We start from the raw sequence: 15,075 nt of genomic DNA, 5'->3' as shown, positions 1-15,075 counted from the left end.
ACCTTTAATTATATGCACACGTATAAAGGGTGTCAAAGTTTATTTGTTTCTAACTATTCTGTGGCATATAGAGATTTAATATAGGATACCATGGCTTCATTTGCAACATAGGCTTCAATCAGTGCTGGAATAACAGATAATATCAGTAATATAGCAAATACAGAAGCATATTTTATGAATGGATGTAAAACTGGTTGTGAGAAGGACACCTTTCTAGCGAATAATTTATTCAATAATCCCAATGTGAATATCATAGAAAGACTTCCAGCAATGATATAAATGGGTATAACCAAAATATTTTGAGGTGCAATAGAAAATGTAGCTAGTAAAAAGCCCTTTAACCCAAGCTGATTAACAATAAATCCTACTGAAAATCCAACTACCAATCCTTTTAAAAATATTAGAATCCATACAATTGGCAAGCCAATTACTGATAAGCCTAGTATAAATAGAAGAAATAAATATCTCGCATGATATACATAACTTTCCTTGAATATATCATTATTAGCAATTGTATTCTCATTCGTTAAGTAACCAAAAAAACGTTCTACATAAAAGAAAAGATCTGTTCTCTGCTCAAACCCCATACTATTAACAACAATTGCCCCAAATATTATACCGGTTAAAAATAATATAATCATAAAGATATAAATGGTCGCATGTGTTTTTAGATGATCCATTGCTAGTGTTCGTTTTATCATAGGAATCCTCCATTCACTTTCTTGTCTATATTAAAAGTTATGAGGGATTCCTGTTAAACATTCCTATCAAATCTATCTTTACAATAATATCTTTTATCATTCAACTAAACTGTAGCATCAGCTCTCGGCAACACTACCATATTTTCCTCCACCACCAGCAATGATAGCTAGTTTTCCTTCTCTCATTTGAATAATAGACTGTGCAATATGTTCTGGAACTACTGCTAGTAAGGTTTCATAAGGAACATGATGGATAATATTCATTTCCGTTTGAAAATGTTCTAATAATTTTTTATATGTTTTCGGCCCTAGCTTCGGTAGATATTCTAGTGGTACTTGATACATATATGGTGGACGTAGCTCTACTTCACCAGTATGATCTCTTAACTCGCCTATTCGATCTGCTACCCCTTTCACAATCTTTCTTGAACCACACTCTGGACACACAGTCGAATCCGAATCCAAGTAATGGAGACATTGATCACAAACCGTCTTATGGTATTTACCGAGCTTTGGATTCATTCCGAAATTACGGATAATCTTTCGTCCTTTAATCTGGTGTAAGGCATAATTAAATTCTTTAAAAGACGGTTCACTCATTTGAATTTCCTGATATTCCCTACCAATTTTCGCTAATGAATGCGCATCAGAATTGGTCAAATAGGTATAGGAATGGAGTTCTTTGATTTGATCTGCCATATACGTATCCGAACTAAGACCTAATTCAATTCCATCTATTAAGTCTGGGTCAAAGACTTCGTTTAGCGATTGTTTAACCCCTTTACCATATAAGCTTTTATAAGGTGTGAATACATGTGCTGGTATAAAAATTCCTGACAATTCTTTTACTTTGTATTGCAAATCCTTAGCTGAACCATAGTAGCGCTGCGAGCTTAACGTAATATTCTTCATTTTCGTTATGAGCCATTCCGAAAACTTCTCCATTTCTACTAAGCTTGGTAGAAAGCAAAGAACATGAATTGGACCTCGACAATTCTCGTCATATACTTCTATTTCGGAACCAAGGAGTAATGTGACTTCCTCAAAACGGATTCCACCATCATTAAGTTCGTATGCTAGCTCTTGGTCTATCAGCTTTTTTAATTCCAACTGTACATTAGGTGATTGGCAATCAATTACACCAATTAACTGAATCCCTTTGTTCCGACTAGCCTCTTTTAATATATTCGTTATGGTTAAATTCTTGGAAGCCGTAATTTTAACTGGCTTATTAAAAATATCTCTTCCAATATGAATGTGCATATCGGCAAAATAGGATGGTAACATGTTATAACAACTCCTGAGTATCTAGGTAAAGTATGGCATAATTCGTTTTTGCATCATGGATTCGTTGTTCTTCTACTAACTTTTTCGCTTCCTCCAGTGTAACCTCTAGAACTTCTACAAACTCATCTTCATCTAAAGCTTTAGGTACTGTTAATTTCTCTAAATCTTTAGCTAGATAAATATGCATTAGTTCATTAGCAAATCCTGGCGAAGTATAGAAGGAGGTTACTTTTGTTAGATGACTTGTAGTGTAGCCTGTTTCCTCTTCTAATTCTCGCATTGCGGTTATTTCTGGCACTTCACCAGGCTCAAGTTTCCCAGCAGGGATTTCAATTATCGATTTTTCTAATGGCTTACGATATTGTTCAACAAGAACAATTTTATTATCCTTTGTAATCGGTATAACTGATACAGCACCTGGATGCTTAATTAATTCTCTCTTAGCTTGTTGGCCATTTGGTAATCGTACATCATCAACTTGTAATTTCACAACTTTTCCATCATAGATTGTTTTCGAATTTATCGTCTTTTCTTCAAATTTCTTCATTACGTTCATCCTTTAATCATAATGATTCCATTTTAGCATAAGGATTCTTGCAAGTTAATAATCAAAGCTTTAGAACTTGGCATTTGCCTTTCATTTGAAATATGATAAAGACAGGAGGGAGTACTATGAAGAAAAATAAATTAGGAAAATCAGACATTGAAATATCAGCATTTACACTTGGGTGTATGTCACTTGGTACCGATAGAACGAAAGCAAAAGCTATTATTGACTATGCCTTAGACAACGGGATCAACCACCTTGATACCTCTGACTTATATGACTTTGGATTGAATGAAGAGATAGTTGGGGAAGCAATTAAACATAAGCGCGACAAATTAATTGTTACAACAAAGGTAGGCAACCGTTACACTCCTGGTCAGGATGGTTGGTACTGGGACCCATCGAAAGCCTACATACTGAGAGAGGTCAAAGAAAGCTTACGTCGCCTTAAAACAGACTATATTGATTTCTATATGCTTCACGGTGGGACATTAGATGATCCAATTGATGAAACAATCGAAGCGTTTGAACAATTGAAGCAAGAGGGACTGATTCGCGCATATGGAATCTCCTCCATTCGACCAAATGTGATTAGAGAATATGTCCAAAAATCTTCCATCGATGGTGTCATGACACAATACAGTCTTTTAGACAGAAGACCAGAAGAAGAAACGTTAGATTTGCTATACGAGCATAACATTAGCGTGTTAGCAAGAGGCCCACTTGCTAAAGGGATGTTAAGTAATCAAGCGAAAACAGTGATCACCAATAAAGGAGAAAAGGGATATTTAGATTATACACAAGACGAGTTACAAAACATCTATCAAGAACTAAGCGCTATCTCAGAAAATCTAAATGATCTTGCATTACGTTATGTGTTAAAACATCCTGCAGTATCAACTGCCGTATTTGGTGCTAGCTCCATACAACAAGTAGAGGAAAATTTAACAATCCAGTCAGCTAACCCTCTTGATGAGGATGTTTATCAAAAGCTTAAAACGATTACGAGAAGCAATACGTATGACAACCATAGATGATTGTTTAATATAGGAAACCAAAGCTTCTTAGTAAAAAAACGAACTTACTTTGTATAATCCTTTTACGAGGATTTCTAAAAGTAGTTCGTTTTTGTACTTTATGACCACTTTAACCAAAACTACCAGTAATAGACCAATTATCAACTTGTGAGTCGGATTAGATTGATATGGCTGGTCCCTTCTCCATTAAAACCTTTGGCTCTAGGAGTCTATTTCACTACACTTTATGACTTTCATTCGTCAGTTTTCATTACGTTCGGTTTACTTATTTATAATGCCATAATAGACTAAATCAACATATCGATTTTCTTTTCTTACATGCTCCTTTAACATGCCCTCTTTTTCCATACCTATCTTTTCCATCACTCTACCTGAAGCTGGATTCGTACTGAAGAAGCGGGCAAATACTTTATGAAGTTGCTTCTCTTTAAAGGCGAATTCTATCATGGCTTCTGCTGCCTCTGTAGCATAGCCATTTCCCCAATATTCTTCCCCTATCCAATAAGCTAGCTCACCATGATGAAAGCTAGGACTATTCGATAAGGCGATTGCACCGAATAATTCTCCTGTCTTCCGGTCTGTTATAGCAAATTCATAAGCTTTATCAGCTAGAAAATTTTCTAAATGACGCTCCATCCAAACTAAGGCATGATCCCTTTCATAGGGAAAAGGTAGATACATCGTGTTCTTGTAGATCTCGTAATTATTACATAATTTAGCAACAGTATCCGCATCAGATTCTTGGAACAACCTTAGCAGAAGTCGTTTCGTTGTAATGGTTTTGACTTGATCATTGTAAGTCATACGTTTTCCCTCCTGTGTAACCCGAGCTCAATTTAAAACTAACGTTATACGTATTCCTATGAGTGATACGTAATCGATGTATATTTATTCGATTAGCGATATGTATATATTACCATAATTTAGCAGTACACTTATAGAAACTATCAGAAAAAATAGACTAGCATTTTATTTTAGTTGTGTAGATAAGAAAAAATCGTGCAAGCAATCCAAGAAAGGATTACGGCACGATTGGAATACATACTTATTTAATTTACAACACTTGTTGTAGAAATAAACGGATTCAAAATACCTTCTGGACTAGATAATCGAAAAGTTCCATTTACATAATCTAGTTTCATCTCTTCAGCAAAAAAGACTGCCTGCATGCTGTTTATAATGGTAGGAAAGGTATCGTTTTCTACGTCCTGATGTGTTTCTTCTTTCTGCGACAAGAACCGAAACGTAGGCATACCATTCACGCCACAGCCCAAGCCTTCTGTATCATAACGTAATAAGATATATGTCATGTTATTTATATTTAGTTCATTAAGCTTATGTTGGGCATTCTCTGTAATCGTAAGTTTCATTTATTTCTCCTCTATTGTCCTATTTTTTATTAAACTGTTTTTTTAGTACTTTTTCCATAATACCAGGAAAAACCTGATAAAATCTACTACCTAGATCCATCCAGAGTGGCATATTAATTTCTCGTTTACTTGTGAATAGATGTTGGGTGATCTTCATCGCAACTTTTTCCGGCTCTAACATATACTTATTTACATTTTCTTGATAACTCCCCTCCGGATCTGCTAAAGAGAAGAAATTCGTTCGAACTGGACCAAGGTTAACTGCTGTAACCGCTATATTGTGTGCGACAATTTCCTGTCTTAATGCATTAGTAAAACCGATTATAGCATGCTTGGTAGACGCATATACAGCTGATTTAGGTGTGGATATTTTTCCAGCTTGTGATGCAATATTCACGATATGACCGGCATTATTAGCCTTAAAATGCGGAAGAAATAGCTTAGTCATTCGAATGACAGCAAGCACGTTTACTTGAAACATTAGCTCAATATCTTGCCATTTCGTTTCATCCACATATTGAAACAGACCTACCCCAGCATTATTGATGAGTGCATCTATCGTTTCATGTTCTCTCATCACTTGAACAACTACCTCATCCACTTCCTCTAGATTAGTTAAGTCAACCTTATAATAATACCCTTTCACCTGGTATTCTTCTTTTATTTGTTCTTGAAGTTGTCGTAACTTATCCAACGAACGAGCTAGCATAATAGGTGTTCCACCGCTAGCAGCTATTTTCCTAACAAGCATTTCACCAATTCCACTTGATGCTCCTGTCACGACAATCTTTTTTCCTTGAAGGCTAGTTTGCATGATAAATGATAACCCCGTCTTCCATTGTTGTTGTTACTAATCCCCGATTCTCTAGGTAATCCAATTGACCAATTGTCTCAGACATCGTTAAATCAATTTGTGATTCAAATTGTCTCGGAAATAGTTGCTCACAGAGCTGAAAAGCTGTCTTAGAATATTCTTTTAATAGACTGAGTACTTTATTAGCACGATTCTCTTGTTTAGCATAGACACGGGAGACTACTTCTTCTACGTCGGTAAAAATCTTACCATGCCCAGGCAATACTACGTTAATATCTAGACTTAAGCATTTCTCTAAATTATCTCGATACTGTAATAGTGGCTTAGGACGTTCTGTTTCATCTTCTGATGGTGGTTCCATTATTGGATTAGGGCTAATATGATGTAACAGATGATCACCGCCAATAAAGGTACCATCATCACGTAGAAAGGAAAGATGACTTTGTGCATGCCCTTTTGTCTCAACCACACGAAACTCTGGATAACCCGGTAACAAATCCCCTTCCTCGATTACTGTTGTTAAGATCCCTTTTCCTGCCCAAACTAATTGTTTTCGTAGCTTATCGATATGAGAACGAAAACGGCTTGGCACCCCATTTGCATCAAAATATTCATAATAAAATGCTTCAAAACGACTAAAATAATCATCATCATGGGATAGCCATGGTTCCACATTCTTGTCTCCAACAATATTCGTTACCCGATCAAAGCGGTCTATTAAACCAGTATGGTCAGGATGATGATGTGTTAAAATAATTTGTTCAATATCGTTAGGCTTATAGCCAATTTCTTTCAGCTGTTCAACTAAAGCGTTCCATGCTGCTTCTGTCCGGACACCAGCATCAACTAAAGAGAGTGTGTCACCCTTTAATAAATAAACATGTGTATCCCCAACTGCAAAAGGAGTTGGAACGGTCATTTGTTGGATTGATTTTTTTGCTACTTTCATATTCAAAGCCCCTTCACTCTAGTAAACTCTATGTACTGAATAGTCGTTCATTCCTTTATGTTTATTTTACAGCTAAACAGGAAAGAAGTCACTTATCTAAATTAAGATTGTATATTGGAATCCAATCCCACAATTTGTTTATTGGTTGACTTTACCTTTCATTTAAAACAAAATCAAATTAGAGGTGATGGAATGTGACGACTAAAATAATTGCCCACCGAGGTGCAAGTAAGCTTGCGCCAGAAAACACCATGTATGCATTTGAGCTTGCATACAATTTAGGTGCAGAAGGAATCGAAACAGATGTACAATTAACAAAAGATAATATTCCAGTATTAATTCATGATGAGACCGTAAGACGAACGACTAATAGTAATGGTTATGTAAAAGATTTCACTTTTGAAGAACTATCTACATTAGACGCTGGTTCATGGTTCTCCCCCGATTTTCGAGGAGCTAGAATTATTCGCTTAGAAGACTTCCTTACATGGATTAAACCAAAGAACTTATACGTCAATATTGAATTGAAAAATAACAAAATTGACTATAGTAATTTGGAACAAATAGTCTATAACCAGTTAAAGGAACATCGTTTATTGGAACGGACAACTTTATCAACATTCAATCCGAATAGTGTAAAACGACTAGCTAGCTATCAGGATGAAGTGGAAATAGCATTCCTTACCTCAAAGCGAAATGCAAACTTAGTCGAGTATGCTAAAGCATTAGGTGCCAATGCACTACATATAAAATATCGTTTAGTACATCCATTACTAATTAGCCAAGCTCATGAACAGAATATGCCGGTTCGTGTATATACCGTAAACAAATACTCGCATATGATGCACTGTTTTGAACAAGGGTGTGACGGTATCTTTACCGATGTCCCATACAAAGCACTTACGTTTAGAAAAGTATTCCAATATAAGAAACAATTATAAATGGAGGTTTTATTCATGACTAAATTATTTACACCTATTACATATAAAAATATGACATTAAAAAATAGAATCGTTATGTCTCCGATGTGCATGTACTCCTGTGAAAACGAGGATGGCAAACTAACACCTTTCCATCTCACACATTACATTTCTCGAGCAGTCGGTCAAACTGGATTAATCATGTTAGAGGCTAGTGCTGTAGAACCTGCTGGGAGAATTACAGCGAAGGATCTCGGAATTTGGGATGATGCGCATGTTAGTGGTTTAAGAGAGCTCGTTCACGAATTACATCGTTACGGCTCTAAGGCAGGAATTCAACTAGCACATGCTGGACGTAAAGCAGAGGATGAAGAGATTAGTTACGCACCATCTCCACTTCGCTTCAATGACAGATACCAAGAGCCATCTGAATTGGATCACCAAGGCATTAACAGAATTATAGCAGCTTTTGCAGAAGCAGCAAGAAGAGCAAAAGAAGCCGAATTCGATATGGTGGAAATCCATGCAGCTCACGGATATCTAATCAATGAATTTCTCTCACCATTAGCCAATAAGCGAACTGATGAGTATGGTGGTAGTAAAGAAAATCGTTTCCGTTTCCTTCAAGAGGTGGTAGAGGCAGTATCTAAGGAATTCACTGGTCCAATATTTGTCCGTATTTCTACAGATGAATATCACCAGGAGGGAAATACATTAGAGGATTTCTTGTATTATGCAACGCAATTAAAAGAATTAGGAATTGACTTAATTGATTGTAGCTCAGGTGGTGTTGTACCTGCAAAAATTAATCCATACCCTGGCTATCAAATAAAACGGTGTGAAACAATTAAACATACGGTTGGAATTCCAACTGGAGCAGTTGGTCTCATTACGACAGGTATTCAAGCAGAAGAAATTCTCCAAAATAATCGAGCAGACCTTATTTTCATTGGTAGATCCCTACTGAATAACCCATATTGGGCTAAAGAAGCTGCATATGAACTTAACTACGAACTAGAAGCGCCGAAGCAATATGCACGAGGTTGGAAATAAGGAGGCCAAATTCATGGAGTTATTATTTTTAGGTACAGGAGCTGGTGTACCCTCCAAGGAGCGAAATGTGACGGCCATCGCATTAATGTTACTTCAAGAAGCAAATAGTATTTGGTTGTTTGATTGTGGTGAAGCGACCCAACACCAAATTCTACAGACTTCCATTAAACCGAGAAAAGTAAATAAAATATTTATTACCCATTTGCACGGGGATCATATATTTGGATTACCAGGCTTCCTGAGTTCCAGGTCCTTTCAAGGTGGAGAAGATGAATTAACTATTTATGGGCCAAAAGGCATTGAAGAATATGTACGAACTAGCTTGGAACTAAGTGGATCTCATCTAACCTATCCACTTTTTTTCGTAGAATTACGTGAAGGTAAAATATTAGAAGAAGAAGGGTTTATCGTATCCTGTAAGAAATTAGACCATGGTATACCAAGCTATGGATTTAGAATAGAAGAAATGAATAAGCCAGGAGAACTTCAAGTAGAAAAGCTTAAATCTGCTGGTATAAACCCCGGTCCAGTTTATAGTCTTATTAAAGAGAACGAAACGACTACACTAGAGGATGGTCGGATGATACACAGAAAAGACTATATCGGACCTGACAAACCCGGAAGACATATTGTCATTCTTGGGGATACAAGATCAACTGAATTAAATCAGGACTTTGTTCAAGCAGCAGATTTATTAGTACATGAAGCAACCTTCGACAAAGAAAGCTATGAGTTAGCACATAACTATTACCACTCTACCACTGCCCAAGCAGCGGATCTCGCTAAAGCTGGTAAGGTAAAAAAATTAGTCCTAACACATGTATCCTCCAGATACCAAAAACTGGATTTGGATCAACTACTTGATGAAGCACGAGCAATATTTCCAAATACGGAAATAGCACATGACTTTTTCAAATTATCTGTTCCATCCCATTAGAAGGAGTGGTATTTGATGAACATCCAACAATTGGTTGAAAACCAACGTAACTTTTTCTTAAATGAACATACACTAGATTATCGCTTTCGAATCGATCAACTACGAAAATTACGTTATATGCTAGAAAAGTACGAAAAGAATATTTACCAAGCTTTAAAGCAGGATTTAAATAAATCAACTTTCGAAACCTTTACAACAGAGCTTGGTTTTTTATATAACGAAATAAAACATCTGGAAAAAAACTTAAAAGAGTGGATGAAAGATGAACCAGTGGACGCCCCTCTGACCCATAAAGGAACGAAAAGCTATATTCGCAAAGAACCATATGGAGTTACTTTAGTTATCTCCCCTTGGAACTATCCGTTACATTTGGCGATTGCACCTGCTATCGGAGCAATTGCTGCAGGAAATACAGTTATTATTAAACCGTCAGAATATAGTCCATCCACTTCATCTTTACTCGCTAAAATGGTCAAAGAAACATTTGATCCTAGCTTTTTAACAGTAGTAGAAGGTGCAAAAGAAACTAGTGAAGCGTTATTAAATCAACGCTTTGATTATATATTCTTTACTGGCAGTACTCCTGTAGGCAAAGTCGTCATGCGTAAAGCTAGTGAATATTTAACTCCGGTAACATTAGAACTTGGTGGGAAAAGCCCTGTTATTGTAGATAGAGATGCCAATATATCGATAACGGCTAAGCGAATTGTATGGGGAAAATTTTTAAATGCCGGACAAACTTGTGTTGCTCCTGATTATATTTATGTTCACAGTAAAATGAAGGATAAGCTTATCAAAGAAATGAAAAAGCAAATAAAGAAGCTATATAATAAAGATGCACTAACGAATAAAGATTATGTTCGAATTGTTAATGAAAAACACTTCCATCGCTTGTCAGCCTACCTTTCAAATGGCATAATAGCCTATGGTGGGAATACAGACAATGAGCAATTAAAGATTGAGCCAACCATATTAGATCAGATCACTTGGGAAGATCCTGTCATGCAGGATGAGATTTTTGGCCCAATACTACCGATTCTTACGTTTGAAACATTAGATGATGCGATCGCCGATTTAAAGCGTCGGGAAAAACCTTTAGCACTTTATTACTTTGGTGAAAAAGAGAGTAATCAAGAAAAAGTGATGACAAGTTTATCATTTGGCGGAGGTTGTATTAACGATACATTATATCATCTAGCAAATCCTAACCTGCCTTTTGGTGGAGTTGGCAGCAGTGGTATTGGTAGCTATCATGGGAAATATAGTTTTGATACGTTTTCTCATCAAAAAAGTATCTTGAAACAAACTACTAAAATGGATATACCACTTCGTTATCCTGGTGGTAAGCTTGCATTTTCATTAATTAAGAAAATATTAAAGTAACCGAGTAATCGTTTTTATATCCTCAGTGAATGTTAAAGAAGAGGCTTTAGACAAAAGAATTTATCTCAAATAAAAAACCGAATGATGAGCAACGACCACGCTCCGGAAATATACTTGCGGTTGCTTCCAGCACAGTGGCGACATCTGCTCGAAAGAACCTCGCAGTGTCTTCTTTACCGCTGGGCGCTGGTGAGCCTCCTCGTGCTAAGCACTTCGGGTTCTCAACCTTGCCCTATCCTGCTGCAGGAGTCTACGTATATTTCCGTAGCTAGTATCGTGTATCATTCGGTTTTACATTTAATTCTATTAGTTATCTGCCAACCCCTTCTTCTATATCAAGTATGGACTAGCATCTTACATATTTACGCTTAAAACCTAGTGAACCTCTGTCTAAATCCTTCTGAATCTTTTCGGAAGCATGTAAGATAGTACTTTTCTTGTTGTCCTTTTTCATTTCGACTGGCCCAATTCTCTTTGCCACTTCAACTGCCTTCTCGTGAAGGGGCACATACGAAATTGCAACGGTATAGATAAAATTATTCATGGAAGACTTCGTACGTTCTGGTGCTTCATGAATTGTCTTCATCACTTGATCCAACATACTGGAAAGCTTGTCCGAATTAAATTCATCATCTGGGCGACTACCTAATAACCAACAATAACAGCTCCAGCCTGCTGACATCTTAAGCTCCTCACCACTAGCAATCCATTTATCAGCTACTTCTTGAGCAATATCCGTTTCAGATAACGTTACAGCTACAACATAATCGGAAATCATATAAAAATATGCACTTTCCATCCAACGATTAAAGTCTTCCTCCGTCATCACGTGTGGGTCTGCGATAATACCAGCAAAATACATAGCATCATAGTTTCCGGTTACATATAATTCCTCTGCCAATTTTTGATTCTTCTTAATTTTTCTAGCAATTGGTTTCATTGCACCAGTCGCTACACCAAATAATGGTTCATGTGCGCCATTACTTAGGTATCTTTTTTTCGTTCGCTCCGTACCAAGTGATTCTAATTCTTCCATTACTGTTTTTAAATCCATGGCTTAACTTCCTTCCTGTAACATTCTTCTTCAATTAAATCGACCCCACTATCCGGTATTTACGCAAATACTACTTCTATTTACGCCAAAAAGTAGTACAGTCGGCTTTATCCAATATATTAAATGTAATCATTTTCTCAAGTAAAACATAGTCAAACGGATTATCCCACTTGAAGCGTACCAGTTCCTTCGTATGCTCTAAGCCTGCCTCCTCTATTTCATTTGCAAAGTGAATCATCCCTGCTCTTTCCGGTGCAACTGCTAGATGGTGTTTAGCCGCACTAAAACCAATAATATAGGTGCCATGATCAGTAAACATAGGTTGATTCCACTTCACTACTGGCATTAAATTGGGAAATGTCTTGATCACCCAATTCAAAACTTCCTCCATTCTTGCTCGATGTTCTAAATTATCGATGCGGCTTAAACATTCATTAAAAATTTCCATCTTATTTTTCCTCCATCTACTCTTATTTAACAAGCTATTCATATACATGCCGTATAACGTTTACTTTCTAAAATCATCCAGAAAGTCTTTTTGAAAGCTAGTTTTAGGTTGTTGATTCACTTCCTCCTTCACCTCAACGAAGGGGTTTTTACCAAACTTTTGTGTTAATTTATCAATAGCATCGTACAGCTTTTCTTTTTCAGCATCCTTCTTATACGTAAACAAATCCAATTGTTGAGCAATATTTTGTTTTTCTTCTATATCCTGAACGGTTACGCCAAGTAAGCGAATTGGTTCTAAATTCCAATGAAGGTCAAAAAGTTCAAAAGCTACCTTTAAAATATCCTCCTTCTTTTCAATATAATTCGGAAGCTTTTTACTTCTAGTAATAGTACTTCGATCATGATAACGAATGGTTAACTGGACAGATCGACCTGCTGCATGCTTCCGTTTCATTCTACTCTCTACATTTTGGGCCAGTGCCGTTAGTAAGCTTCGGATTTCGTTAGCATCGGTTGTATCCACCGGCAATGTCTCGGAGCTACCAATACTTTTAAATTCATTTACTGCATCCGGATCGACTGGCCTCAAGTCAATACCATTCGCACGATTCTTTAACCGTTCACCATTAATACCCAATAACTGTTTCAATTGATAAACATCCGCTTCAGCCAAGTCACCAATGGTATGAATATCCATTGTGTTTAATTTTTCCGCTGTCTTTTTCCCTACTCCATACATTTCACCGACTGGTAATGGCCACAGCTTCATAGGAATATCTCGTTTTCTTAGGATTGTAATTCCCATTGGCTTCTTCATATCCGATGCCATTTTTGCTAAGAATTTATTCGGAGCAATACCAATACTACATGGCAGATCGAGCTCTCTTTTTATTTTGTGCTGTAATTCCTCAGCTAATTGTAGCGTATTAGAAGGTGATGTGGCGTCCGTTACATCCATATACCCTTCATCAATTGATACGGGTTCTACAAAAGGCGTTATAGAATTTAGTATTTTAAATATTTCACTTGAGGCGTAGCGATACCGTTCAAAATTAGGGCGGAGGATAATTAATTCCGGGCATAATTTTCTTGCTTGCCAAATTGGCATCGTTGTCTTAACCCCTTTAGCCCTAGCTTCATAATTGCTTGTAATAATAATCCCTTTTCGCTCCTCTGGATTTCCAGCTACCGCTAATGGTTTTCCTTTATATGCTGGATGATAGGCCGTCTCCACCGAAGCATAAAAGCTATTCATGTCCAAATGAAAAATAATCCGTACCTTATTCGCTTTCATATCTCTTTACACCTTTCCGAACGGTTGTTTCTACTTTTATTATATCACAAAAACAAAAAAGCCCTTTATACTAGTAGAAAGGGTTAATTGGATTTAAAGAAAAAACATTAAAGATGCCAATAAAGGTATCTTTAATGTTCATGGAAAAATATAAAATGAATTAATTAGCAACTTCTTCAATGATTGCAGCTACTAATTCCGTTACTTTTACTAATTCCTCAACTGGTATACGCTCATTTGTCGTATGAATTTCTTCATATCCTACTGCTAAATTGACAGTCGGGATACCAAATCCTGCAATAACGTTCGCATCACTTCCACCACCGCTCTTCAGTAGCTGACTTTCTCTACCAATCGATGCGGCTGCCTTTCTAGCAACTTCAACAACTTCATCTCCAGCCTGTTGTTTGAATCCGGGATACATTACCTTAATATCCACAATTGCTTCTCCGCCCATTTCTTTAGCGGTTGTTTCATAAGCTTCCTTCATGGCCTTCACTTGAGCTTCCATTTTTTCCGGCACTAGGGAACGAGCTTCTGCTAGGATTTCCACATGATCCACTACGATGTTTGTTTGCTTTCCGCCTTCAAATCGACCAATGTTTGCTGTCGTTTCTTCATCAATTCTTCCTAATGGCATTTTAGCAATAGCTTTAGCAGCAATGGTAATAGCAGAAACTCCTTTTTCCGGTGCAACACCAGCATGGGCTGTTTTGCCTTTAATAATGGTATTGATTTTTGCTTGTGTTGGCGCAGCAACGATAATATCCCCAACTTTTCCATTACTATCTAACGCATATCCAAACTTTGCATGAATCATGGATGGATCTAGTGCTTTGGCACCAACCAACCCAGACTCCTCTCCCACTGTAATCACAAATTGTACATCACCATGTTGGATATTGTTCTCTTTTAGTACACGAATTGCTTCAAGCATAGCACTAAGCCCTGCTTTATCGTCTGAACCAAGAATCGTTGTACCGTCTGATACAATATATCCATCTTGAATAGATGGTTTAATACCTTTACCCGGTACTACGGTATCCATATGGGAAGTGAAATAAATCGGGTCAACACCATCCTTATTCCCTTTTAATGTACAAATAAGGTTATTCGCACCATGACCTGTTTTTTCTTTTGCCTCGTCTTCTAGTACTTCCAAACCTAGTTCACTAAACTTCTTTTTCAAAACCTCTGCAATGTCAGCTTCAAAGCCTGTCTCTGAATCTACTTGAACTAGCTCCATAAATTCACTAACTAATCTGTCCTTATTGACCAT

16 protein-coding genes are annotated in these 15,075 nt (G+C 36.9%); 5 read left to right on the top strand and 11 right to left on the bottom strand.

Annotation, left to right across the window (positions count from 1 at the left end; translation table 11 throughout):
• Positions 1-53: 53 nt before the first annotated feature.
• From spoIIM to AAIB49_RS01785, 3 genes are all read right to left on the bottom strand, one after another.
• The gene (spoIIM, locus tag AAIB49_RS01795) at positions 54-701 is read right to left on the bottom strand and encodes a stage II sporulation protein M (protein ID WP_339214776.1); all 648 of its coding nucleotides are present in this window, start codon (positions 699-701) and stop codon (positions 54-56) included.
• A gap of 117 nt (positions 702-818) precedes the next feature.
• Positions 819-1,988, bottom strand: a complete 1,170-nt coding sequence (locus AAIB49_RS01790; RefSeq protein ID WP_343457018.1) for an endonuclease Q family protein — start codon at positions 1,986-1,988, stop codon at positions 819-821.
• Position 1,989: 1 nt separating this feature from the next.
• Positions 1,990-2,535: an NUDIX domain-containing protein gene (locus AAIB49_RS01785; protein WP_186869842.1), complete on the bottom strand. Its 546-nt coding sequence runs from the start codon at positions 2,533-2,535 to the stop codon at positions 1,990-1,992.
• A 125-nt stretch (positions 2,536-2,660) separates the two neighbouring features.
• Between AAIB49_RS01785 and AAIB49_RS01780 the strand changes: the two genes are divergently transcribed.
• Positions 2,661-3,572: an aldo/keto reductase gene (locus AAIB49_RS01780; RefSeq protein WP_343457017.1), complete on the top strand. Its 912-nt coding sequence runs from the start codon at positions 2,661-2,663 to the stop codon at positions 3,570-3,572.
• Between the two features lie 261 nt (positions 3,573-3,833).
• Here the strand turns inward: AAIB49_RS01780 and AAIB49_RS01775 are convergent, their stop codons facing one another.
• The 4 genes from AAIB49_RS01775 to AAIB49_RS01760 all read right to left on the bottom strand — a co-directional run bounded on the left by AAIB49_RS01775 (position 3,834) and on the right by AAIB49_RS01760 (position 6,705).
• Positions 3,834-4,376: a GNAT family N-acetyltransferase gene (locus AAIB49_RS01775; protein WP_186869844.1), complete on the bottom strand. Its 543-nt coding sequence runs from the start codon at positions 4,374-4,376 to the stop codon at positions 3,834-3,836.
• A gap of 245 nt (positions 4,377-4,621) precedes the next feature.
• Positions 4,622-4,942, bottom strand: a complete 321-nt coding sequence (locus tag AAIB49_RS01770; protein ID WP_186869845.1) for an iron-sulfur cluster biosynthesis family protein — start codon at positions 4,940-4,942, stop codon at positions 4,622-4,624.
• A 19-nt stretch (positions 4,943-4,961) separates the two neighbouring features.
• Complete coding sequence (locus AAIB49_RS01765) at positions 4,962-5,756, bottom strand: SDR family NAD(P)-dependent oxidoreductase (protein ID WP_186869846.1); 795 nt, start codon at positions 5,754-5,756, stop codon at positions 4,962-4,964.
• Complete coding sequence (locus AAIB49_RS01760) at positions 5,746-6,705, bottom strand: MBL fold metallo-hydrolase (RefSeq protein ID WP_339214766.1); 960 nt, start codon at positions 6,703-6,705, stop codon at positions 5,746-5,748. The genes AAIB49_RS01765 and AAIB49_RS01760 overlap by 11 nt, the downstream gene beginning before the upstream one ends.
• Before the next feature lie 194 nt (positions 6,706-6,899).
• Between AAIB49_RS01760 and AAIB49_RS01755 the strand changes: the two genes are divergently transcribed.
• The 4 genes from AAIB49_RS01755 to AAIB49_RS01740 are packed head-to-tail and all read left to right on the top strand — an operon-like array spanning position 6,900 to position 10,998.
• A complete protein-coding gene (locus AAIB49_RS01755; RefSeq protein WP_343457016.1) occupies positions 6,900-7,646 on the top strand; it encodes a glycerophosphodiester phosphodiesterase in 747 nt (248 codons plus the stop codon).
• Between the two features lie 15 nt (positions 7,647-7,661).
• Positions 7,662-8,678 (top strand): NADPH dehydrogenase NamA, encoded by a 1,017-nt coding sequence (namA, locus tag AAIB49_RS01750; protein WP_186869849.1) that lies wholly within the window; start codon positions 7,662-7,664, stop codon positions 8,676-8,678.
• A gap of 13 nt (positions 8,679-8,691) precedes the next feature.
• Positions 8,692-9,615 carry a ribonuclease Z gene (gene rnz, locus AAIB49_RS01745; protein ID WP_343457014.1) on the top strand — a complete coding sequence of 308 codons (924 nt, stop codon included), beginning with the start codon at positions 8,692-8,694 and terminating at the stop codon, positions 9,613-9,615.
• Between the two features lie 15 nt (positions 9,616-9,630).
• Positions 9,631-10,998, top strand: a complete 1,368-nt coding sequence (locus AAIB49_RS01740; RefSeq protein ID WP_339214760.1) for an aldehyde dehydrogenase — start codon at positions 9,631-9,633, stop codon at positions 10,996-10,998.
• 346 nt (positions 10,999-11,344) lie between these two features.
• Here the strand turns inward: AAIB49_RS01740 and AAIB49_RS01735 are convergent, their stop codons facing one another.
• The 4 genes from AAIB49_RS01735 to AAIB49_RS01720 all read right to left on the bottom strand — a co-directional run bounded on the left by AAIB49_RS01735 (position 11,345) and on the right by AAIB49_RS01720 (position 15,075).
• Complete coding sequence (locus AAIB49_RS01735) at positions 11,345-12,052, bottom strand: DNA alkylation repair protein (RefSeq protein WP_186869852.1); 708 nt, start codon at positions 12,050-12,052, stop codon at positions 11,345-11,347.
• A 76-nt stretch (positions 12,053-12,128) separates the two neighbouring features.
• Entirely contained in the window at positions 12,129-12,500 is a 372-nt protein-coding gene (locus AAIB49_RS01730; protein WP_339214757.1) for an iron chaperone, read from the bottom strand.
• A 60-nt stretch (positions 12,501-12,560) separates the two neighbouring features.
• Entirely contained in the window at positions 12,561-13,796 is a 1,236-nt protein-coding gene (locus tag AAIB49_RS01725; protein WP_343457013.1) for a DNA polymerase IV, read from the bottom strand.
• 160 nt (positions 13,797-13,956) lie between these two features.
• Positions 13,957-15,075: a M20/M25/M40 family metallo-hydrolase gene (locus AAIB49_RS01720; protein ID WP_339214753.1), complete on the bottom strand. Its 1,119-nt coding sequence runs from the start codon at positions 15,073-15,075 to the stop codon at positions 13,957-13,959.

This window comes from Ornithinibacillus proteolyticus (genome assembly GCF_039581225.1).
GTDB classification, from domain to species: domain Bacteria; phylum Bacillota; class Bacilli; order Bacillales; family Amphibacillaceae; genus Ornithinibacillus; species Ornithinibacillus massiliensis.
This window is presented reverse-complemented; position numbering and strand designations above follow the sequence as displayed.

What these genes read in the sequence shown, in the direction of transcription:
- AAIB49_RS01740 (WP_339214760.1), top strand. Translation starts at nt 9,631, where the DNA reads ATGAACATCCAACAATTGGTTGAAAACCAACGTAACTTTTTCTTAAAT.
- AAIB49_RS01735 (WP_186869852.1), bottom strand. Translation starts at nt 12,052, where the DNA reads ATGGATTTAAAAACAGTAATGGAAGAATTAGAATCACTTGGTACGGAG.
- AAIB49_RS01770 (WP_186869845.1), bottom strand. Translation starts at nt 4,942, where the DNA reads ATGAAACTTACGATTACAGAGAATGCCCAACATAAGCTTAATGAACTA.
- AAIB49_RS01760 (WP_339214766.1), bottom strand. Translation starts at nt 6,705, where the DNA reads ATGAAAGTAGCAAAAAAATCAATCCAACAAATGACCGTTCCAACTCCT.
- AAIB49_RS01765 (WP_186869846.1), bottom strand. Translation starts at nt 5,756, where the DNA reads ATGCAAACTAGCCTTCAAGGAAAAAAGATTGTCGTGACAGGAGCATCA.
- AAIB49_RS01780 (WP_343457017.1), top strand. Translation starts at nt 2,661, where the DNA reads ATGAAGAAAAATAAATTAGGAAAATCAGACATTGAAATATCAGCATTT.
- namA (WP_186869849.1), top strand. Translation starts at nt 7,662, where the DNA reads ATGACTAAATTATTTACACCTATTACATATAAAAATATGACATTAAAA.
- AAIB49_RS01790 (WP_343457018.1), bottom strand. Translation starts at nt 1,988, where the DNA reads ATGTTACCATCCTATTTTGCCGATATGCACATTCATATTGGAAGAGAT.
- AAIB49_RS01785 (WP_186869842.1), bottom strand. Translation starts at nt 2,535, where the DNA reads ATGAAGAAATTTGAAGAAAAGACGATAAATTCGAAAACAATCTATGAT.
- spoIIM (WP_339214776.1), bottom strand. Translation starts at nt 701, where the DNA reads ATGATAAAACGAACACTAGCAATGGATCATCTAAAAACACATGCGACC.
- AAIB49_RS01720 (WP_339214753.1), bottom strand. Translation starts at nt 15,075, where the DNA reads ATGGTCAATAAGGACAGATTAGTTAGTGAATTTATGGAGCTAGTTCAA.
- rnz (WP_343457014.1), top strand. Translation starts at nt 8,692, where the DNA reads ATGGAGTTATTATTTTTAGGTACAGGAGCTGGTGTACCCTCCAAGGAG.
- AAIB49_RS01730 (WP_339214757.1), bottom strand. Translation starts at nt 12,500, where the DNA reads ATGGAAATTTTTAATGAATGTTTAAGCCGCATCGATAATTTAGAACAT.
- AAIB49_RS01725 (WP_343457013.1), bottom strand. Translation starts at nt 13,796, where the DNA reads ATGAAAGCGAATAAGGTACGGATTATTTTTCATTTGGACATGAATAGC.
- AAIB49_RS01775 (WP_186869844.1), bottom strand. Translation starts at nt 4,376, where the DNA reads ATGACTTACAATGATCAAGTCAAAACCATTACAACGAAACGACTTCTG.